General features: G+C 44.0%; 18 protein-coding genes. 14 read left to right on the top strand and 4 right to left on the bottom strand.

From position 1 onward, the window contains the following. Nucleotides 1–161: 161 nt before the first annotated feature. Nucleotides 162–5054 carry a calcium-binding protein gene (locus KIV41_RS05595; RefSeq protein ID WP_285335865.1) on the bottom strand — a complete coding sequence of 1631 codons (4893 nt, stop codon included), beginning with the start codon at nucleotides 5052–5054 and terminating at the stop codon, nucleotides 162–164. Nucleotides 5055–5197: 143 nt separating this feature from the next. Further along, nucleotides 5198–6226, bottom strand: a complete 1029-nt coding sequence (locus KIV41_RS05590; protein ID WP_285335864.1) for a hypothetical protein — start codon at nucleotides 6224–6226, stop codon at nucleotides 5198–5200. Between the two features lie 174 nt (nucleotides 6227–6400). Between KIV41_RS05590 and KIV41_RS05585 the strand changes: the two genes are divergently transcribed. The 14 genes from KIV41_RS05585 (at nucleotide 6401) to KIV41_RS05520 (ending at nucleotide 20725) form a co-directional block, all read left to right on the top strand. Beyond that, on the top strand, nucleotides 6401–7654 hold the full coding sequence (locus KIV41_RS05585) for a PP2C family protein-serine/threonine phosphatase (protein ID WP_045389130.1): 1254 nt from the start codon (nucleotides 6401–6403) through the stop codon (nucleotides 7652–7654). Further along, nucleotides 7606–7938 carry an STAS domain-containing protein gene (locus KIV41_RS05580; RefSeq protein WP_045389127.1) on the top strand — a complete coding sequence of 111 codons (333 nt, stop codon included), beginning with the start codon at nucleotides 7606–7608 and terminating at the stop codon, nucleotides 7936–7938. Before KIV41_RS05585 ends, KIV41_RS05580 begins: the two co-directional genes overlap by 49 nt. A 9-nt stretch (nucleotides 7939–7947) precedes the next feature. Beyond that, nucleotides 7948–9072, top strand: coding sequence for a sugar phosphate nucleotidyltransferase (locus tag KIV41_RS05575; RefSeq protein WP_045389124.1), 1125 nt, complete (start codon nucleotides 7948–7950; stop codon nucleotides 9070–9072). A gap of 17 nt (nucleotides 9073–9089) precedes the next feature. Further along, nucleotides 9090–9584, top strand: a complete 495-nt coding sequence (locus tag KIV41_RS05570) for an ATP-binding protein (protein ID WP_285335863.1) — start codon at nucleotides 9090–9092, stop codon at nucleotides 9582–9584. A gap of 47 nt (nucleotides 9585–9631) precedes the next feature. Beyond that, entirely contained in the window at nucleotides 9632–11491 is a 1860-nt protein-coding gene (locus KIV41_RS05565; RefSeq protein WP_045389118.1) for a glycosyltransferase, read from the top strand. Continuing rightward, nucleotides 11481–12803: a DUF3131 domain-containing protein gene (locus KIV41_RS05560; RefSeq protein ID WP_045389115.1), complete on the top strand. Its 1323-nt coding sequence runs from the start codon at nucleotides 11481–11483 to the stop codon at nucleotides 12801–12803. Before KIV41_RS05565 ends, KIV41_RS05560 begins: the two co-directional genes overlap by 11 nt. A gap of 18 nt (nucleotides 12804–12821) precedes the next feature. Next, nucleotides 12822–14222, top strand: a complete 1401-nt coding sequence (locus tag KIV41_RS05555; RefSeq protein WP_045389112.1) for a DUF3131 domain-containing protein — start codon at nucleotides 12822–12824, stop codon at nucleotides 14220–14222. Between the two features lie 15 nt (nucleotides 14223–14237). Further along, complete coding sequence (locus KIV41_RS05550; protein ID WP_045389109.1) at nucleotides 14238–15620, top strand: DUF3131 domain-containing protein; 1383 nt, start codon at nucleotides 14238–14240, stop codon at nucleotides 15618–15620. 74 nt (nucleotides 15621–15694) lie between these two features. After that, nucleotides 15695–16525, top strand: coding sequence for a hypothetical protein (locus tag KIV41_RS05545; protein ID WP_285335862.1), 831 nt, complete (start codon nucleotides 15695–15697; stop codon nucleotides 16523–16525). 99 nt (nucleotides 16526–16624) lie between these two features. Next, on the top strand, nucleotides 16625–17389 hold the full coding sequence (locus tag KIV41_RS05540; RefSeq protein ID WP_045389103.1) for a family 16 glycosylhydrolase: 765 nt from the start codon (nucleotides 16625–16627) through the stop codon (nucleotides 17387–17389). A gap of 66 nt (nucleotides 17390–17455) precedes the next feature. Further along, nucleotides 17456–18739, top strand: a complete 1284-nt coding sequence (locus tag KIV41_RS05535; protein WP_285335861.1) for a glycosyltransferase — start codon at nucleotides 17456–17458, stop codon at nucleotides 18737–18739. A 208-nt stretch (nucleotides 18740–18947) separates the two neighbouring features. Next, a complete protein-coding gene (locus KIV41_RS05530; protein ID WP_285335860.1) occupies nucleotides 18948–19469 on the top strand; it encodes a DUF4136 domain-containing protein in 522 nt (173 codons plus the stop codon). A 113-nt stretch (nucleotides 19470–19582) separates the two neighbouring features. Next, nucleotides 19583–19999: a hypothetical protein gene (locus KIV41_RS05525; RefSeq protein WP_285335859.1), complete on the top strand. Its 417-nt coding sequence runs from the start codon at nucleotides 19583–19585 to the stop codon at nucleotides 19997–19999. Between the two features lie 45 nt (nucleotides 20000–20044). Continuing rightward, a complete protein-coding gene (locus KIV41_RS05520; protein ID WP_285335858.1) occupies nucleotides 20045–20725 on the top strand; it encodes a DedA family protein in 681 nt (226 codons plus the stop codon). 78 nt (nucleotides 20726–20803) lie between these two features. Here the strand turns inward: KIV41_RS05520 and KIV41_RS05515 are convergent, their stop codons facing one another. Both KIV41_RS05515 and KIV41_RS05510 read right to left on the bottom strand, forming a co-directional pair. Beyond that, nucleotides 20804–21121, bottom strand: coding sequence for a hypothetical protein (locus KIV41_RS05515; RefSeq protein WP_285335857.1), 318 nt, complete (start codon nucleotides 21119–21121; stop codon nucleotides 20804–20806). Nucleotides 21122–21210: 89 nt separating this feature from the next. Next, nucleotides 21211–21663 carry a hypothetical protein gene (locus KIV41_RS05510; protein ID WP_285335856.1) on the bottom strand — a complete coding sequence of 151 codons (453 nt, stop codon included), beginning with the start codon at nucleotides 21661–21663 and terminating at the stop codon, nucleotides 21211–21213. Nucleotides 21664–21721: the final 58 nt, after the last annotated feature.

The raw sequence follows: 21721 nt of genomic DNA, 5'->3' as shown, positions 1-21721 counted from the left end.
GGTCGGTGCCCATATTGCGAGAGGAAGGTCAATGTCCAAGCATACTTTTGTCCGCATTGTGAGAACAAATGCTACAAACAACTCATACTTAAGTGACACTAGGGGGAGGCTTAGTTAAGCCCGCTATGTTGAGATAGCGGGCTTTTGGGTTTTAAATGTGGTTATACTTCAGAGGTATCTGGGAACTGAATATTATCACTATCTAAATCACTCCAAATAACGACTTCTTGTCCAGCATCATTCTCGAATCGGTAGCCATATAGTGAGCCAGTATCGATGTTACTTGCTTGGTAGATACTTGCGAGTGAGTCACTCATCTCAATATGGCTCTCGGTTAGCTGCCAGCCCCAACCAGACAAATCGATGCCACTTGCACCGGTACAAACAAACTGTCCGGATGTTTCACCTGCCGTCGCGTTTGCAGCAACTTTATCCAATGCGATAGAGAGCTCTGTATCAGATGAGTTGATTTGGATACCTTCTAACTCCTGGAATGCGTTGTGCGTCATATCAATCATTTGGCTCTCATTGTCTTGATTGACGAGCAGTACATCAAAATCTGAGCCACCGCTAAAGTGTACGATGTTGCTTTCTCCTGTGGCCAGTTCAGTGGCATCAAAGACCAATTGATCGTTGCCTGCTCCTCCATAGAGTTGGTCCACTCCTGTACCACCATCAAGAATGTCGTTCCCTGTCTGCCCATAAAGTACATCATCGCCAGCATCGCCTGATAGTGTGTCGTTTCCAACCCCACCATCCAACGTATCAGCAGCATCGTTTCCACTTAATTGGTCATTCCCTTCACCACCAGAAACATAGTCGTCGCCTGAGCCGCCTGATAGCTTATCGTCACCCTCTGCACCGTATAACATATCGTTGCCTCCACCAGCCGAGATTGTGTCATTGCCTAGTTCACCATGCAGAGTGTCGTTACCACCTCCGCCAATGAGTGTGTCGTTTCCGGCCCCCCCCCAAAGAGAATCTGCACCTGAATCACCTTTCAAGGTGTCATTACCTGCATCACCAAAGAGTGTGTCGTTACCAGAACCGCCAGAGAGGGTATCTTCGCCTTCACCACCAGATACTGTGTCATGGTCGCTTTGTCCCCATAGTGCATCATTACCACTGCCACCCTCCAAGGTATCATCTCCAGAGCCTGCGTATAGCTTGTCATCACCTTCACCGCCGAATAGAGCGTCGGCATTGCCGCCTGCCGAAAGTGTGTCGTTGCCATCGCCTCCATAGAGTTTATCTGATCCTTCACCAGTGGTTAGTTGATCGTTACCTTCTCCACCATGGACAGTGTTGTGGCCGTTATCAATGGTAATTTTATCGTCACCGACACCACCGTCCACGGTGTTGCTACCGCCTTCGGCAGTGATCGTATCGTTACCGGCGCCGCCTTCAATTTCGTTGTAGCCATTTCCGGTGACTTGAATCAGATCGTCTCCATCTCCACCGAGTATTTGGTTGTTGTCACCAGACACTCTGATGATATCGTCTTTGTCCCCGCCATCTACTGTATTGTTGCCAACGCCCGATACAGTGATTGAGTCTGAACCAGCTCCACCAGAAATAACGTTGCTAGCGCCAGAAAGATTGAAAACATCATCACCATCACCACCATCAGCAGTGTTATTGTCTGAAGCATCTTCTATGTAGTCATCACCCATACCACCAAGCAGTGTGTCGCTGCCTATGCCGCCGAGTAAGGTATCATTACCTTCTTCGCCTGAGAGGGTGTTGTCACCTTGCTCGCCTAGGAGCTTATCGTCTCCAGTACCACCGTACAGCTTATCGTTTCCTGAACCAGCATAAAGTTCATCATTGCCTTGATCGCCGTGTAAGGTATCGCTGCCGCTTCCACCAAATAGCAGGTCTCTCTCTGCTCCCCCAGAAAGCACATCGTCGCCTTCGCCAGCGTCAATTAGATCTTCACCTTCGCCACCTGATAGGTCATCGTTGCCAGATGCGCCATACAAAGTATCGTTTCCTAACCCACCTGCTGCGATATCTGCTCCAGAACCGCCATATAGAATGTCTGTACCTTCCCCAAGTGAGACGGTGTTTATCCCAGCTTCGCCATAAACGATGTCATTTCCTTTGCCTGCATCGATGTTGTCTTGGCCGTCACCTGCAAATAGCTGGTCCGCACCGTCTCCACCAGTGATTGTGTCATCGTCTGCGCCACCATAGAGTGTGTCACTGACGTCACTGCCAATAATCGTGTCATTACCTTCACCGCCAAAAATGTTATGGCTTCCGCTTTCGGCAGCGATAAGAGTGTCATCACCTTTTTCGCCAAGGAGCGTATCTTGTCCATCGTCTCGCATTGTGTCATTACCGGCACCGCCAGCAAGAAAGTCATAGCCTTCACCGCCGATCAGTTCATCATCGCCGGCTCCACCAAATAAGGCATCATTACCAATGCCACCTTCGATTGTGTCATCGCCGGCACCTGCATCAACATGGTCGTCGCCAGTGCCCGCTTGAATTTGGTCGTCGCCACCGCCTGAATAAATTTGGTCGTTGCCGTCACCTGTTTTGATGATGTCTGTATCGATGCCGCCGTAGACAGTATCGTTGCCAAGGCCAGTGTTGATCGTGTTGGAGCCAGATTCGCCATAAACAGTATCTGCACCGTCACCGGTATTAATGGTATCGGTACCTGAGCCAGCGAAAACGGTATCATCTCCTTTACCAGATTCAATCATATCGTCCCCGGCTCCCCCCGCGAGTAGGTCATTTTGATCGGAGCTGGTAATAGTGTCGTTGCCATCGTCACCATAAATTTCGCTGCGACCAGTGCCGCCATCGAGGAGATCATCACCTTGCCCCCCAACAATCACGTCATCACCTTCACCGCCAGAGATAACATCGTTACCCGCGTCACCAATGAGCGTGTCGTTACCAAGACCACCAGTGATAATATCGTTACCAGAACCACCAAAGGCTACATCATGCCCTTCGCCTGCGGTGATTTGATCGTTTCCGTCATTACCCTCTAGGATGTCGTCACCAGAATCACCTGATAGAATGTCATCGTTGCTACCGCCGTAAAGTTTGTCGCTTTCAACAGACCCGGTCAATGTATCTGAACCGCTACCACCGTATAGCTCGCTGGCATTTAACCCCGCAATCAGCGTATCGTTACCAGCTTCTCCGAACAGCTGGTTGTTACCGGACTCACCGTATACGGTATCGTCGCCAGCGCCTGCAAATACTTTGTCATTACCTTCGCCTGCAAGCACTTCGTCATCGCCGCCACCGGCAAAAGCTACATCGTGTCCTGAGCCTAATTCGAGCTTGTCTTCTCCGTCTCCGGAGTAAACTTCATCATGATCGGCTCCTGAATTGACGGTGTTATCGCCATCGCCCGCGTAGATTTTGTCGTGACCAGACCCGGAAGTTATCGTATCACTGCCAGAACCGGAAAATAGGAGGTCGTCACCATCACCTGATTCAATGTTGTTTACACCATCACCCGCGTAGACAGCGTCATGTCCGGTACCGGTAATTATTGTGTCATTGCCCGAATCTGTATAAACGGTATCATCGCCCGAGCCTGTATCAATGATGTTGTTTCCTGATTCGCCGTATACTGTGTCGACACCGTCACCTGTGTTGATGACATCATCTCCAGAACCTGCAAACACTTGATCATTACCAGCCCCTGTTTTAATAACATCGGCGCCTTCATTTGAGTGGATTAAATCGTCACCTTGATCGCCTTCAATCGTATCGTCGCCAAGGCCTCCATAGATTTCATCGTTGCCTAAACCGCCTCGTAGTATGTCATCTCCTGAGTCACCGTAGAGAGAGTCGTCCCCGTCGTTACCAGATAACTCGTCATTGCCAAGCTCGCCTACGAGGATGTCATTACCTTCATCTCCGGTAACGGTATCATCGCCTTCACCACCAAGAAGTAGGTCGTTATCTTGTCCGCCTGATATGGTATCTGCGCCAAGCCCGCCGAGGACAAAATCGTCGCCTTCAGCTGCAACCACCACGTCATCTCCCTCTTCGCCGTGGATCTCGTCATTACCTATATCGCCTTCAATATGATCGTCGCCTTTACCTCCAAACAGCATGTCATCCCCATCGTTACCATGAAGCATGTCTGTTCCATCGTCACCAATAAGCGTATCGTTACCGTCACCTCCGGAAAGGGTGTCGTCACCAAGTTCACCCATGACTAAGTCGTCGCCTTCACCACCGTCGAGGGTATCGTCTCCGTCGGAGCCGAGTAGGGTATCGGTTCCCTCGTCTCCATAGAGCGTATCTTCACCATTTCCCCCAACGAGCACATCGTTATCTAAGCCTCCGTGCAACGTGTCATCGTTAATGTCACCATCAAGAAAGTCGTTACCTTCTCCGCCATAAATGGTGTCATCCCCTTGCTGTCCTTTTAGGATGTCGTCACCTGAGCCACCATCTATGGTATCGTCATAAATGTTTTTGACTTTCACATCCATGTCATTGATTTCAGAGATTGGATTTTTGTTCTCGTCGAGTACCGTTATGGTGACCTCTCCGTTCTCGCCTAACACCTCTTTGGCTAAATCGATGTCAACACTTACAGTCTGATCTTCATTTACTTTTGCCGTCTGTTCTCCAGCAACGTTACCGTCGACATCAGTAATTTGAATTGTTACCTCTTCATGTTGCTCTAATCCACCTACGCTTGTAGAGGTACTGACCGTATCGTTGACAACGAAGTCGTTTAGTTTGACGGAATGAGTCCCTTTTTCGGGAGCGGGTTCACCTGCATTATCGGAGTTATCCACGGTGAGGACGGTATGCTCTTTGCCCCATGAGTCGTCGGTTTCCCTTGTGTCATTTGTCGGCTGTTCTGCGTTTTCCTGAGGTTGATATTCCACATCACCTAGAACAATATCGTTACCATCACCGGCATTAACCGTATCGCTTCCTTCTCCGGCGGCTACAAAATCGTCACCTTCTTTCGTTTCTATTTCATCATTACCCGAGCGGCTGTTGATTGCATCATCTTCAGATGTTCCGATGATAACGTCGTCGTGCTTAGTTCCTTCCATGAGATATCTCCTAGCCAAAGTAGTACGAACTTGATGACACTAAGCAGTTATGGTGCCAGTTTCATATTGTTGTTTGCACTATTAAGGGTAGACAGGGCGAAGAAATGTGCCAATTTGTTTGAAAAATGGCGTTAAATCAGAGGCTAAAAAGTGAAACTATACGCTAGCGTAATCGCACCATCTTTGAACCTTCCCGTGTTTTCACCACGTTGAGATGAGCGCCAACGATTCCCAGAATAATTGTTATATTGCAAAGTGATGGTACCAGGACGCCAATCAAAATAACCAAAACCATAGGTGAAATCGGGGTTCCAGGGCTGCTGTTGGGATTTGTCAAAATAGTAAAATGCGGTTCCATTTACGTACCAGTTTCCCCAAATGGCGTATTTGCAACCCAGACTCATTGTTTGTTGATTGCGCTTGTAACTAATTGATTCAAGATCAAAGTATTCCGGAGTAAGGTTGTAGTCTATTTGGCAGCCGATTGAACCGTCATCGGTAAAGGTGAACCACTCTTTAAATGGGGAGGTGACAGGAAACTTCCAGCCAAGTGCCCATGTCCCTTGAGAAAACTCTGTCCTACGCCGTCCTGGTTCAGGATTAAATCGGTTACCGCCATAGTTGGAATAAATGAGACTAAGTGTGTATGGTCGCCAGTCGCTATAGCCAAAAACATAAGTAAAATCAGGGTTCCAATCTTGCTTTTGCTCTTTGTCCCAATAGTAGTAGAAGGTCCCAGAAACAAACCAAGCACCTGCAATGGCGTACTTCAAAGAGAGCGTCGTCGTTGTGTTGTGATTTGCAGCACCTTGATTACTACCTGAAGGGATGTTGGCCGATTCCGTTTCGGCTAGCGGGTGGTTGTAACCGATGTTGCCACTGAAACCATCAAGAAAAGTACGTGACTCCCATTCTTGATATGGGAATGCAAAAGAGCTTGAAACACCCTTCCAAATTTCTTCAACTTCTTCGCCAGTCGTAGATGATGAAACGGCCTTTTTTTCAACGGTATGCGTGTTCGAGAGTGTTGAGTGAGTAGATGTTTGAGTTGCCTTTGGTGCCGTGTTTGCAAGATAGCGGTCCGCCAATGCAATAGGGCATGTTGTCAGCGACAGAAGAACTGCCGTGTGCTTTGTGGCTTTTGTTAGAACTAACAATAACCTTCTGGGCATCGTATTGTCACCTTTTTACTTTTCTATAAGATAAAGAAAACTATAAGAAATTATTTGCATTGCTACTGATTGAGTCTAACCTAAAGTTAAGGGACCTGTGAACTGCATACAAAAATAAAAAAGCGTGAGCAGAAACGCTTTACAACAGAAGTAGAAACAAGAGTTGGGCTAGGGATGAAAGATATTTTATTGGTTGATGACAATCGAACCATCCTTGTGTATTTGAGTTCTGTACTCAAAAAGCGAGGCTACGACGTTTTTACCGCAAACAGCGGCGCAGAGGCTTTATCTCTCCTAGAGCAACATTCTTCTATCCAATTCGTGTTAAGCGATTGGATCATGCCTGAAATGGATGGGTTAGATTTATGTCGACAGCTTAAATCTACCCAGTATCAACGTTACATCTTTTTCGTTTTGCTCTCTTCTCAAGGTGATCAAGCCTCAATTATTAACGGAATCGACGCTGGGGCAGATGATTTCGTAGACAAGAAAACTCCAGTAGATGAGCTCGATGCTCGAATCCGGGCAGGGTTTCGCACTTTGGCATTTCACAACGAGCTTATCGAAAAGAATGAACAGCTTGATCGAGCGTATGAGACCATTAAAAGAGATCTAGAATCTGCTGGCGATCTAATCCAGCATATTCTGCCCAAGAAAACTTCTTTTTCTTGTGTCGAACTTAGTTACATCTCCATTCCGAGTGCGCAAATAGGGGGGGATATGCTTGGGTACATGCAATTAGATAGGGAGCATGTCGCTTTCTATTTACTTGATGTGGCAGGGCATGGCGTATCTTCTGCTCTGATGTCTTTTTCCGTTCAAACTAGCCTGTCTGTTCTCAATGGCAGCTCTTCGATTGTCGTTAAAAAAGATGGCAGTCGAACGGTCATTTGTTCACCAGAGGAGGTCGTCTCTAAACTGAATGAAATGTATATGAGTTCCGACGCAAATGTGCTGTATTTCACCATGATTTACGCAGTGCTCAATACGTCAACTGGGCTCATGTCATTTTGCTGTGCAGGTCACCCTCCACTTGTGTGGTACCACGGTTCGCGCGGAGAAGCAGAGCTGATTGGACACGACAATTTTGTCGTTGGCGCATTCGATGATGTGGAATACCAATCCTCAATAATTCAACTTGAGGAAAACGATAAAGTTTGGTTTTACTCAGACGGTATAACAGAAGCGGATAATGGCGTGGTTCAGTTCTCAGAAGATGGATTAAGAGAAACAATCGAAACACTAAATCAGCATCCAACACAACAGCAAACAGAAATACTCGTCAATATGGTTCGGAATTGGAAACAATCGGATTGTTTCGACGATGATGTCAGTGTCTTAGTTGCTGAATGGAAAGGTTCTTTAAAAGGAGAAGAGAAATGCGATATGAAGTTAGTCAACAAGGCGACAGCACAATTCTTCAAATAACAGAAGAGCGCTTTGATGCCAAACTGGCACCAGAGTTTAGGGTTCAAATTGAGACTATTCAGTCTTCTTTATCGAGCAAATTAGTTCTGGATTTAGGTCAAGTTAAATTCATGGATAGCAGTGGTTTAGGTGCGGTAATGGGAGTGTACAAACTACTGCGTGATAAACAGATCTGTGTTGCAAATGCTCAAAAGCCAGTACTCGATTTGTTTAAGCTAACTAGGATGGATCGTCTTATTAAAACCTATTCAAGTGTTGATGCGGCCATAAAAGAAGCTGTTTAAGGAGGTGTTATGAAAGGGATGATTCTTGCTGCAGGTAAAGGAACTCGCGTTCGCCCCATTACACAATCTATTCCTAAACCCATGATTCCAATATTGGGAAAACCAGTGATGGAATCTATGATTGAACTTTTTGCTCAGCATAATATTAATAAAATTGTTATTAATACTAGCCACTTAGCTGAAGTTATCGAGGGGTATTTTGGTGATGGTCATCACTTCAATGTCCAACTGTCATATTCCTATGAAGGCGAACTAATTGAAGGTGAGTTTCAGAGTAAAGCGTTGGGCTCTGCTGGTGGAATGCAAAAGATTCAACAGTTTTCAGGCTTCTTTGATGAAACTTTTGTCGTTGTATGTGGCGATGCTTGGGTGGACCTAGACCTTTCAGAAGCCGTTCGCCAACACAAAAAGAAAGGTGGTATTGCTACGATTATCACCAAAGAAGTAATTCCTGATGAAGTTGAAAAATATGGCGTCGTAGTAACAGATGAGCTGGGCTCTGTGACGAGTTTTCAGGAGAAACCTTCAAAAGAGGACGCGCTTTCTAACCAGATAAACACCGGCATTTACATATTTGAGCCAGCAATTTTCGACTACATTCCTAAAGAGGGCGAGTTTGATATTGGTAGTGAACTGTTTCCAAAGTTAGTTGAAGAACATGTGCCGTTTTATGCCGTTGACATGAAGTTCCAATGGCTGGATGTGGGGAATATCAAAGATATTTGGAGCGTCACACGTGACATCTTGGATGGTAAAGTGCCGGGCTACCGTGTTCCGGGTACCCAGGTTAGAGCTGGTATATGGCTTGGAATCAACACCGTTATTGACCTCGACAACTGCAATATAGAGCCTCCAGTTGTTATTGGAAGCGGTTGTAAAATTGAGCAAGGGGTTAGCTTTAAAGGTCCAGTTTTAATCGGTGCAAACTGTCAATTGGATACGGGAAGCAAGATCGAAGAATCATTAATATTCGACAATATACACGTTCATCAAGGCGAAACGGTACGAGAACAAACGATTTTTGGTAATTATTGTATAGGTCATGATGGGCGAGCTAATGAGGAAATTAGCTGGAGTAACTTACGCTCTCAATGCACGCAAAAGCGTGTTACCGATATGATAAATGGTATGTAAGCCTTAGGAGGTGAAGAATGTCTTCTATAGGCATAACACCGTTTAACAGAGTTTACTTGAGTTCATTAGATGCTTCGAGACATGCGGCAGATGCACTGGTGTTGTACTGGTCTGAAATAGGAATAAATAGGGATGTCCAAGGGCAGCTTGAACTGTGTGTTGTTGAAATGGTTAACAATGCTTTTCTTCATGCTTATCAAGGTATCGAAGGGAGGCCAATAACCGTTCAATGCGAAATGTTAGAGTCTGAGTCAGCTTCTATATTGACCCTAGTCATTGAGGATGAAGGGCAAGCAATGACGCAAAGACAGCTTATCCAAGCGATAACAAGTGACTTTGTAGAGCCAGATCCAGAAGATGAGTCGACATGGACAACATCAGGTCGAGGATTCATCATCGTTTCCAATTTAATGGACGAAGTCACAATGGATATCGAACCTGAAAAAAACCGATTTCTCATGCAAAAAAAACTCAAACCAGAAGAAATTAATAATACAACAGTGTCACAGTGAGTAGCCTTTTCGCTGTGTTTGGCTAGTAAAAACGGGGTAGCTAAGGAATGGATAATTACTTTCGTCAATTCGAGAACAGAGTTCCACCAGAGCCTGTTCCACACAGCATTCCACGGGAACTATTATATCAATACCTAGCAACATGTAACTTAACTCTTGGCATTTGGTATCTCGGGTGGCGTTGGATGTATGCACTTAACTATGATGCTTTATGGTTTTCACTACCTCTCGCTTTTGCGGAGTCCTGTGCTTATATCGGTTCGTTATTGTTCACCTTTAACTTATGGAAAGTAAAAGATGAGCCGCAGCAGTCACCCCCATTTAAGATTGCCGAATGCGTAAGTGATACCGATGAAGATCGCCCTATCAGTGTTGATGTCTTTTTTCCAAGTTATGATGAAGAACCTGAACTAGTAAAGCTCAGTATTCTTGATGCTCAGAAAATACGGTATCCACACCCTGTCGATATCAAAATTTTCATATTGGATGATGGTAAGCGGCCAGAAATGCAGGCAATGGCCGAAGATATGGGGGTGGGATACATAACTCGTGAAGGAAACATAGGTTTTAAGGCTGGCAACTTACGCAATGCAATGGAGAGAACTAGCGGAGATTTTGTTGTAATTTGTGATGCAGATACGCGTCCATTTCCTTCTATTTTAGAAAATACGTTAGGCTACTTTCGTGATCCTTCGGTTGCGTGGGTGCAGACTCCACAATGGTTCTTTGACTTGCCAGAAGGTGAGAGATTGCCAGATTTATTAGAACGAAAGTTGGGTAAATGGTCTAAAGGTCTTGGGAGGGCGGTTGAACGTGTATATGGGCCAGTTACATTTGGCGATGACCCTTTTGTGAATGATCCGCAAATGTTTTATGACGTAATTCAACGTCGAAGAAACTGGGTAAATGCTTCTTTTTGTTGTGGAGCGGGTTCAATTCACCGTCGTGAAGCGGTCATGGAAGCAGCACTCAGAGCGTACGCAGAGCAAATCACTAAAGAGCAAGATCTGGTAGAAAAGCAAATTCGACGTTTAACTAAAGAAAAACAAGTTGATGCGTCTGTTTCTGAGAATCTCAGGAACGAGATTCTTTTTGACACCGAATTTACACCATATAAATTTCACGTTTCTGAGGACCTTTATACATCTATTGTGCTTCACTCTGATAGAGAAAGAAATTGGCGGTCAGTGATGCATCCGAAGGTAGAAAGCAAAATGCTATCTCCTCAGGATTTGCAGACGTGGACAGTGCAACGTTTCAAGTATTCCGGTGGCTCGATCGATATATTTATGAATGACAACCCTATATTTAGAAAAGGCCTCACATTCAAACAGAAGCTTATGTATGGTGCGAGTTTCTGGTCTAATTTATCAGCCATCTGGAACATCATTTTTTTAGCGTGTCCCATTGTTTATTTTTTAACGTCTATTGCTCCTGTAAGTGCATATGATGTTACTTTCTATCTGCACTTTTTGCCGTATGTTCTGACGGCAGAGATTGCCATGATGCTTGGTACATGGGGTGTGGCCGGATATAAAGGCAAAACAAACTTTCTCTCTTTTTTCCCTGTAAATCTAAGAGCGCTCTGGACCGTTTTAAGAGGTCAGAAAATCAGTTTTCCTACAACCCCAAAAGAACGCCAGACTGGTAGTTTTTTCAAACTTGTTATCCCACAAATCACAGTGTTTGGACTTAGTTTATTTGCACTTCTATTTGCATGGATAGGGTATTCAACAGGGAGCTGGGGGAGCTATTCCTTTGGAGGGCTGGTACTTAATACGTTTTGGATAATCAATAATATGATGGCGATGTGGGGCATGATTGCAGCCGCTTTTTGGACACCGCCAGCAGAGAGTAATGATCAAGAACAAGCAACAAATTCAGAGGAATTGAAATATGGAGTTTAAGAAATCACTCATTAATGCTCGCCATCATATTGTGTTTATTCTCGGTTTAATTACGGCGTTGTTGATTGCATTTAGTATTGAAACTCGTGAAACGGGACAAGTTCTTGGGAATATTACCTTTGATGCTCCCGAAGACATTCCGTTCAAACCTCAGAGGATCCTAACAGAAGAAGAATACGAATGGGCAAATGTTGCTTGGCAGTATTTTGATAACAACTATCAGGAAAACACAGGGTTAGTTAACTCCGTGGATGGATATCCCTCTACGACTATGTGGGATACCGCGTCCTATTTATTGGGTCTTATCGCTGCTGAAAAATTAAACATTGTTACGGATGATGTATTCAATCTGAGAATGGACAAAGCGTTAACCACTTTGGCTCGGTTACCACTAGTCGATGGGCAACTTCCTAACAAAGCCTATAACACTCAAACATTGCAGATGGTTGATTATGCTAACAACCCTAAAGATAACGGTATTGGTTGGTCTGCAATCGATATTGGTAGGGTCCTAGTGCCTTTGAACATCATGATTTGGCAGTATCCCCAGTTCAATAAGCAAGTTAACGACGTGCTAAATCACTGGAAAGTTAGTGCGATGATCAAAGATGGTTACTTGTTTGGCGCGAGGCCTACAAACAACGATGGATTGATGGAGTTGGTGCAAGAGGGACGCATTGGATACGAGGAATATGCGTCTAAATCTTTGGCTTTGATGGGGCGCGACGTCTTTAACTCAATGAAATACATAGATTACTTGGAATTAATTGATGTGTACGGGATAGAAATTCCAACAGATAAGCGTGACCCTGCAGAGTATCACGCGCACAACTATGTCGTGAGTGAGTCCTACATTCTCGATGGCTTAGAGTTCGGTGCGGATAGCGTGTCTAAGGTGTTTGCTCACCGAGTTTATGAAGCTCAGGAGCGACGTTACGAAGATACGGGGATCTTAACGGCTGTGAGCGAAGATAATGTCGATGAGGCGCCTTATTTTGTTTATAACACCGTCTTTTCTGATGGTAAAAAATGGAACGCAATTTCTGACGATGGTAAAGATCAATCCCATTTGAAAACGCTGTCTACCAAAGCTGCATTTGGTTGGTATGCGTTGTACGAATCTGAGTACACGGATTTATTGATCGCGGAGGCATCTCAATTGTATTCGGATGATAAAGGTTGGTACTCAGGACGCTACGAGTCTGATGGACGTGTGAACAAAGCCATTACTGCAAATACAAACGGCATTGTGCTTGAGTCCTTAGCTTATATTGAAAATGGACCATTGCTCAAAGTAGGCGAGAAAAAATAACTAGAATAAGGAAGATGTATGCGCACAGTTACGTACAGTTTGATTGCTTTGGCGTTGGTTGGATGTGGAAATAAATACAATCAGTTTTCTGAAGATATCGTAGAGAGAAAAACGCATTGGAACATACCTCAACCAAGACATGGGCAGCTGACTGAGCAAGAAATGGAAATGGCTCGTATTGCTTGGAAATATTTCGAAAACAACTTTCAAGAATCGACGGGGCTCGTTAACGCAGTAAATGCTTATCCTTCGGTCACTTGGTGGGATGCTGCTTCGTATCTCGCTGGGATGGTCAGTGCCTATGAGTTAGGAATTATCGATAAACCTGAACTCGATAGGCGATTAGTGAAATTTTTGACCACACTAAATAAGCTAGATCTGTTCATGGGTGAACTACCAAACAAGGCCTACAATACGCAAACAGCGGCAAAGGTAGATTACGCCAACCAACCTGGAGAGATCGGTTACTCAGCCTTAGATTTAGGTCGGCTATTGATTTGGCTATACATCGTTAAGCACCGCTTTCCTGAGTTTGCTACTAGCATTGATTCGGCAGTCTTGAGGTGGAACTTCTGTAACGTGGTGGATGAAAACGGCACTATGTTTGGCGCTCTACTAGAGCCAGGTAAAGAAGTACAGTACCTGCAAGAAGGACGTTTGGGTTATGAGGAGTATGCTGCAAAAGGGTTTGAATTATGGGGCTTCGATACAACGCAAGCCGCAATGGCAGAACCATATGCCACCATCAACCTTTATGGATATGATATTCCTTATGATACGCGAGACCCACGAAAGCTAAAAGCTCATAGTTACGTTGTAACTGAAAGTTATGTTTTGGATGGTATAGAACTAGGTTGGGATCATGTCTCTGATCGAACTGCTCATGATAAGCACTACTCCCACGAATGGATGGCTGAGTTTGCATTGCAGATTTATCGAGTACAAGAGGAGCGTTACAAACAAACAGGGATAATTACAGCAAGAACCGAGCATCAACTTGCTGGGGCTCCATACTTCGTTTACGACACTATTTATACTGATGGTTTTGCATGGAATACCATATCTGAAGTGGGCGAGTTCCTACCACAATATTCCGCAGTTGCAATTAAAGGTGCTATGGGAATGTGGGTACTTTGGGATACAGAATATACCGATCTTCTGTTTGACCATGTTTCTACGGCTTATGACCCCGACAAAGGATTCTATGAAGGGATATTTGAAAACGGAACTGGATTGATCAACACGTTTACTTCTAACAACAATGGCATCACGCTTGAAATATTGCTCTATAAACAGCAGGGAAAACTCCTAACCTATAAAGATCAACTTGCACCGAGCTTGTGGGAAAAAGCTTTAGAGTCTCCTTTTGGTTATGAAGGTCAATGCTTACCGCGAAAAAAAATAGAGCCAATAGAGTAAGGGTAAGGTGCTTTAATGCATAAGACATGGTTCGTAGTGTTGTTGTCAGTGTCTATTTCCGCTTGTGGTGTCGTATATCGTGGTGTTAGCGATGGGTTTGATGCGATCAGTCAATCTCAAATAATTCGTCAAGGTAGACACGGGAAGCTAACAGAGCAAGAGGTCGAGTGGGCTTCGGTTGCATGGAAGTATGTCGAAAATAACACTCAACTTGCAACAGGTTTGGTAAACAGCATTGATAATTATCCGACAACAAATATGGCTGGTATTGCTGATTATCTGATTACTTTGCTTGCGGCGAGGGAGTTTGAATTTATCTCAAACAAGCAATATGACGAAAGGCTAACTTTAGTTCTATCTTTTCTAAACAAGATGGATTTGAGCTATGGGATAGCACCAAACAAGGTCTACGGCACGCAATCTGGAATGATGGTTAACTATGGAAATCAACCGCAAGATATAGGTTGGTCTTCTTTGGACGTGGGTAGGTTATTGATCGTTTTGGCTATAGTGAAACAACATTCGCCGGAGTTTACAGAATATATCGATAAAGCTGTCCTTAGATGGAATTTTTGTGAGTTGGTCAGTACAGACGGAGAATTGTATGGCTCTGTCATAAATGATGGTCAGTTAATAAGGTACAAGGAAGGTCGCCTTGGACTCGAAGAGTATACCTCTTTTGGTTACTTAGATTGGCAGTTGGTACCAGAGAAAGCTATGAACATAGAGCCTTATGATGTCGCAACAATATATGGCGTAGATTTGATATTTGATGGTCGCGATCCTAGGGTTTTTAACGTGTTGAGGCCGGTTTATTCAACGCCTTATTTGTGGATGGGGTTGGAATTCAATTGGGATAAATTGAACGATGACGGCTCCAGTGATGCCAGTCATTCAAATCACACATTGTCGGCTATGGCCGATGCCATATACCAAGTGCAAGAGTTGCGTTGGGAAAACGAACGTATTTACACCGCTCGAGGCGAACATGTCGTTTCTGGTGAGCCTTATTTTGTCTACGATGCGATATACGGTCTTGGTACACCTTGGATAACCTTAGCCGAAGACGGCTCTTCACATGATCATCTCGCGTTAGTTTCTACTCGTGTCGCGTTCCAAATGTGGGCATTATGGAAAACGGACTACACTGAACGTTTGATGGTTTTGGTCAAAGAACTCTATGACCCTCAGCGGGGGTGGTATGAGGGGCGTTATGAGCTTACCAGCGCTTACGAAAAAAGTATCAGTCTAAAAACTAATGCAGGTGTACTCGAAGCTCTTCTATACAAGCAAAATGGTAAGTTATATCAATTAGGTAAAACCAAAGAATATCGTGATGTGAAGTTCAATTCTCGATTTGACCATCCTGGACGCTGTTTAGTGGAGACATTTCGATGAAAAGTCTAAGTCTATTTCTGTGTTTAGTGCTACTTCCTTTTACAACTTCAGCACTAGAGTCGGCAGCGATTGACTTGCTTACTAAGCCAACACTTCTTTTGAATCAAGGCAGGTATAGGCAAGCTGCACAATCATTTCACCAACAAGCAAATTTAGCTTTGTCGAAAGAACTGCAATTGGGCAGTGAACAAATGTGGCAGGTTGCTGGCTTGGCAGATGGTTTAGCGAGTATATCTGCAGAAAGGGCGGAAGATCCAGTTGCGTATGAATATTGGTCAAACAGCATCAGATATTTTTTAATGGGGGGAAGCGATTGGCAAACGCTTCAACAGCAATTGCATCAAGAGGTTGAGCAAGCAAATACAAGCCTAAAGAGTAATTTGTCTCCTGATAGTGGCTATCAGGTAGACAGCAATTGGTTAGCGTTACTTGCTTTAGTTGAGGTGTGGGAAGAGAAGCTTGGCTTTCTCTCATTTACTTCTCCAAAGGTTGGTTTGTTAAAGGAGCGACAGGCTACACTGCAAGAATCGAGTAGAAGTCCTCAACAAGCAAGCGTACAGTTGAGGCAGTATACACCTGATGGTCAACTCAACATTAACAGCGGATTTGAAAGTAAATCGACGTTTGTAATGGAGCCAAAACCGCAAGCTAACCCAGAGCGTATCGTTATTCAAAAGCCTAACGAACATGAGATTATCAAAGAAGGAAGTGAGCTAACTGTGGTTGAAGCCTTTCCTCTAGATGAAGTAACGCAATCTCTTGAATCCGATTATTCTGGTGAACATAAGGAAGAAAATATTGCTCAGGAAGCAGTAAAGCAAATCTCGAGAGGAAATGTTGAGTTACAGGATACGCAGCCTGTCGAAGCCATTCAGAGAAGAACTTTTACTCCCGTTAATGATTGATAGGTTACGGCAATTAATGTGCAAAATGTCACTTATGGATTACGCTTTAACTAAACCATAAAAATTTTTGAGTTATTTATGTCTATTAAGTGCCTAAGAATGACCAGTGTTTTTCCACTTGTTTTGATGTCTGCATCTGCTTTCTCTTCAAGTTTTTCTGATGACTTAACTAAGCTAGATGAGAGCCGTTGGTGGCTTTCAGACGGTTGGTCAAATGGTTTTCCTTTTTATAGCCGTTGGGATGCTGACGCAGTATCTTTCAACAGGAAAGGTATGAAAATAACATTATCCCCCGAAGAAAAGCGTAATGAAAATGGTGACTTAGTTTTTTCTTCTGGTGAGTTGAGAAGCCAAGAATATTTTTCCTATGGATGTTTTGAGGTTGATATGAAACCTGTAAAAGCACCCGGAGTCGTCAGCTCTTTCTTCCTCTTTTCTGGCCCCTTTGATAAGCCTGATGATGGTAATGGTATCCACAATGAAATTGATATTGAGTTTCTGGGATCGAATACCAACATGGTTCAACTTAACTTTTGGACAGATGATGACGCGTATGCGAACTCACATGAAACCATTATTTTTCTTGGATTTGATGCATCCAAGAGTTTTCATCGCTACGGAATCTATTGGGGCAAAGATTTTCTAGAGTGGTTTATCGATGGGAAATCGGTTCTGAAAGTTAAAAATAGTATCTATGACCCAATTCCAAGTGTAGAGAGCTCTAGATTGAGGGTAATGGCAAACGTGTGGGCTACCGATCCTCAAATATCTAACTGGGCTGGCTTATTTAATGTCACAAAGGCGAAGGCGTACAGTGCAAGGTATCGAAACTTTACTTACACACAAGATCAGCGTTGTGAATAATTTGTATTAAACCAATTGCATACTAATCTTAACTGTGAATATATAATGTCATAGCTAGGGGAAAGTATGGTTACTCCATTATCAAAGGCTTTAGAACTGCTCAATGCGTCCAATACTAAATTTGATCTAACGAACGACACTCATCAAAAAAGACTTCTTCTGTTAGCGGATGAACTATTTCAGTTGAAAGACCTCACCATTGATAACTACAAGAGCATGGTTGCTAGACTTGAACCGCCGTTAGAATTTCAGCTTGCCGTCAAGCTTGTGGAGTCTAGGCGCATGATACTGCGGGTTGAAGAACCGACGAAAGTTGGAGTTGTGTTTGCTATGTGGGGGGAGCAGAATCGATTACGGCCTAAAAGCCCTCAAAACCCTAATGGTGAAGATTCATTAAGAACGAAAATTGAGCAGCTAAATTGGATCACGCAAGGCTCCAACGTTAGCTGGCATTTATATGCTGTCGATGATGGGTGTCCACACAAAAGCGCCTCAATCGCAAAGGGTATCGTTGAGCAATATCCTGTTCATATCAGAGAGAAAGTTACCGTTTTGCGTTTATCTGACGCAATACCAACAATGACTGGCCCACTTAAAAATCTACGCAATGTGGATGACTCAAGGAAGGGGGGAGCCATTATCCTTGGCTGTGAATGCGCATTGAGTAACAGGGTGGATGCGGTTGTCTACACTGACGCGGATAACTCTGTTCATCTGGGTCAACTGGGGTTGATCATTGAGCCTTTTGTTAATTCTGACAAGCAAGTGGTACTTGGCAATCGCAAACATGAAGACTCGATCTTGGTGAAGCAAGAAGAACGCTGGGGCGTGGGTATAAAAACATTACGTCATATGCAGCGGATGATCGGAGCTCAAATCTTTGAGCGAGGTATAAAGGATACGCAGGCCGCATTTAAGCTCTACAGTAGAGATACTCTTACTTATATCTTAAAAAAACCGACAGTCTTTGATTTCTCTTTTGATACAGATTGGATTTTTGCTGCGATGGAAAAAAACAAATCGATAGCAACAATACCATTTGCGTTTATTGATTCTGCCGCAGAGTCAGCATCGGTTGTACAAGGACCTATGACTACTTGGTATGTACTCTTAGAAGGGCTTGTCAAAGCCGCAAAAGCCAGAGGTGCAGCTTACAGCGAAGATATGGCGGAAGTATTTAATAGAGAGATTCAATCCCATAAGGATTTGGAGTTGATTATTGATACGCTGCCGCCTCAGCTAGCTGGTGTTCACGATAATGATCTCGGAAATCCAGATGTCATGTCTCCAGAATCTGTTGGTCAATGGATTTCAAATGTAAAAGCCCTGAATCAACAGTTGAGCGTTTAGCGACTTTAACTTGTTATTCGCAAGACAAAATGATGATGTTTTGTCTAGAGTTAACTCGTTCATTATCAGCTAAATTTGAAAAGTCTTTATCTATAGCCAACACTGAAATGGGTGAGAGTCACTTACCTGTGCTCGCAAGTGGTAAACAAATTCATGCTTTCGATGATTGTGTTCATTAATGAGCATTCGCTATGAGAGGAGTAACGTGATGGTTAAAGCAGGAATAACAGCTTCATTATTGGCATTGATTCTTGGTGCATGTACAACAGTAAGTACTGACATAGACAAGCAAGCCGACTTCACGCTGTATAAGACTTTTGATTTTGGTGAGAAAGGTTCAACGCCAATGAGTCTCGACGCTCGTCGAATAGAAGAGGCTATTGAAGGGCAACTGCAGAGCAAAGGTCTTTCTATGGTGGAGGCAGGAGGGGATTTGTATGTCCATCATGATATCCAGCCGGAATCTGAGCTTGTATCATCTGGTACTTCGTTTGGTGTGGGGTATGGCTGGAATAGTTTTGGAGTCGCTGTCTCTAGCCCAGAAAGGTATCGTGAAAGAAAGTATGGCAACTTAGTCGTAGAGCTTGTCGATACCAAAGCGAATCAAGTTGTTTGGAAAGCCATATCGAAGCGTAAGTTGACGGAATCCATGAGTACTGAAAAGCGTGAAGAATTTATCTCTGAAGAAGTGCAAAAAATGTTTGAGTTGTACCCGCCAAAAGAGCAATAAAACGGCACTTTGATATCAAACTATGACCAAATTATTGTGATGTGAGAATTTCATTTGCATTGCGCTTCAAGTGGGGTTAAAACGTCTTATCGTTACGTTTGAGGCTCCCCTTGGTGCGTACCTTCCTGTTTGGTTTGCTCACTCTTGTTTTTTCTGGTTTGGTGTTTGCATCAGGGCAGAGTAATGCTTTCCGACAATCCCATTTCGCCACGCCAGCAGGGCTAGAGCATATCGAAGAAGAAAAGCTCAGAACGACTTTCTTTTTCCGCGAGTTAAATGCATCTCTCCAAGGTCGCCAGCAACTCCGCTTAAATTCTACTCGTCCAATAACCACTCAAGATCGTCAGCCCCTTTACAATGAGACTGTTCGTACAACGAGCGTTTGGGGGTCGCAATCAGAGCAATCTCTATCAAATGCTTTACGCTGTACTTATGCAATGCTGCATCGCGCAATGGATACGAACCACAATACTCGAGCGCGGGGTCTAGAAGAGGCAAACTTGCTATACCGATTTATTCATTATCAATAGTCAAATCTTAACGTTTTGATTTATTAGAATAATTTGGAGAAGTATATGTTTGATTCTATTATAGATGTCTTGTTAGCGCTATGGCACCAAGATTTTTCTGCTTTGATGGCGCCCGGTAGTGCGGGTTTGATCTACTTTGTAGTAGGCATGTTGATATTTTTAGAGAGTGGCTTTATACCAGCGGCTCCTTTCCCTTGTGACAGTGTGGTTGTTTTGTCTGGTACCCTTGCTGCAGTCGGGATTCTGGACCCGGTATTCATATTGCTATTGCTAACGGTATCCGCAGCGTTTGGTAGTTGGGCTGCGTATTTTCAAGGGAAATGGCTAAACCGCCTGCCTAAAGTGCAAGGCTGGGTAAATGCAGTGCCTGAAAGACGCCTTCACCAAGTGGACGTGCTTTTAGGTAAACACGGATTGATTGCGCTGTTTTGTGCTCGTTTCGTTCCTGTCGTACGGTCATTGCTACCGTTAATGATGGGAATTAGAGGTAAGAAGGTGAACAAGTTTCACTATTTCTCGTGGTTAAGCGCATTGTTATGGACGTTGTTGCTTTGTGGCTTTGGTATGTTGTTACCTTTGTTACCAGAAAACATCAGCAAATTAGTCACCATGGGGTTGATGGCAGCACCAGTAATCACGCTAACCATTGCCATTATGAGCTTCATTATTGTTAAAGTGCGTAAAACATGGAGCAAGTCAAAGGCAACCCCGCAACTTCCTCAATAGCTTCATTTGTGTGTTTAAATGTGCATCAAAAATCAAAAAGGCGCTATCGCAGCGCCTTTTAAATTAAAGTCAGTTTAGCTAGTATCCGGCATTGTAGAGCAGTTCACCGGCTTCTTTACATTCACTCTGGTAAAACTGTGTGAGTTCTCCTTCATCTATACCTTTTGCTTTGAACTCGGTCTCAGCAGAGGACAATTGGCTAAAGGTATAGCCGCGCTTGGTCATTAAGTAATGGCGGAACATAGCACGATGTTCAGGTACCGCGGTTCTAATGTTGGAGGCATTCGCACACTCTAGCAATGTCATATCACTCATATCTTCAGTTTTAGCGGCCATAGCCGTAGCAGTGAATAAAGAAACAAAAGCCAGAGCGGTAACAGTCACGGTTTTTTTCATAATCAGGATCTCGAGTTAATTTTAGAAGAGATCATCCATGGCTAATACTGACGGTTTCCATTTTGATGTCAGTACAGTCGATGCGCGAGCTATGAGTCGCGACTGTTTTTGAATACGTAAAGTAAGTTAGCTTGCTTCCAGCCTGGTAGGTGATGACCTCCATTGCTAGCGAACAAGTCTGCATTATTAGGCAAAGGGACTGCTTTAAGGGCAATTTCCAAAAGGGCTGGGGGGGAGAAGGCAACAAGTAAATGGTAGTTCGGAGAAATACTCGATACAGGCTTACCATCGTTGTTAGATGAACGCCTGTATGGGAGTAGGCCAAGCAGATCACGCTTTAAGTGGCGAAAGTAACCTTCTTGGCTCCAAGAGTCATGAGCCTTCCACGTGCAACAGGGCGTTTTTATTACGTCAGTTAGCTTAGAGAACTTCTCTGAATATGTGTGTTGGGCTGCTGAGTATTGGTAGTTTTGCGCTGCAAGCATTTGCCCTGAGAACAGGGAGACTGACAACAAAAGCAAAAGGCGAAATACGTGAACCAAAACTAACCCTAAAACACAATGGAATCGATATTCGTTTGCTACCTGAAGGTGGCGCTTG

This window comes from Vibrio sp. D401a, from assembly GCF_030248515.1.
GTDB classification, from domain to species: domain Bacteria; phylum Pseudomonadota; class Gammaproteobacteria; order Enterobacterales; family Vibrionaceae; genus Vibrio; species Vibrio rotiferianus.
This window is presented reverse-complemented; position numbering and strand designations above follow the sequence as displayed.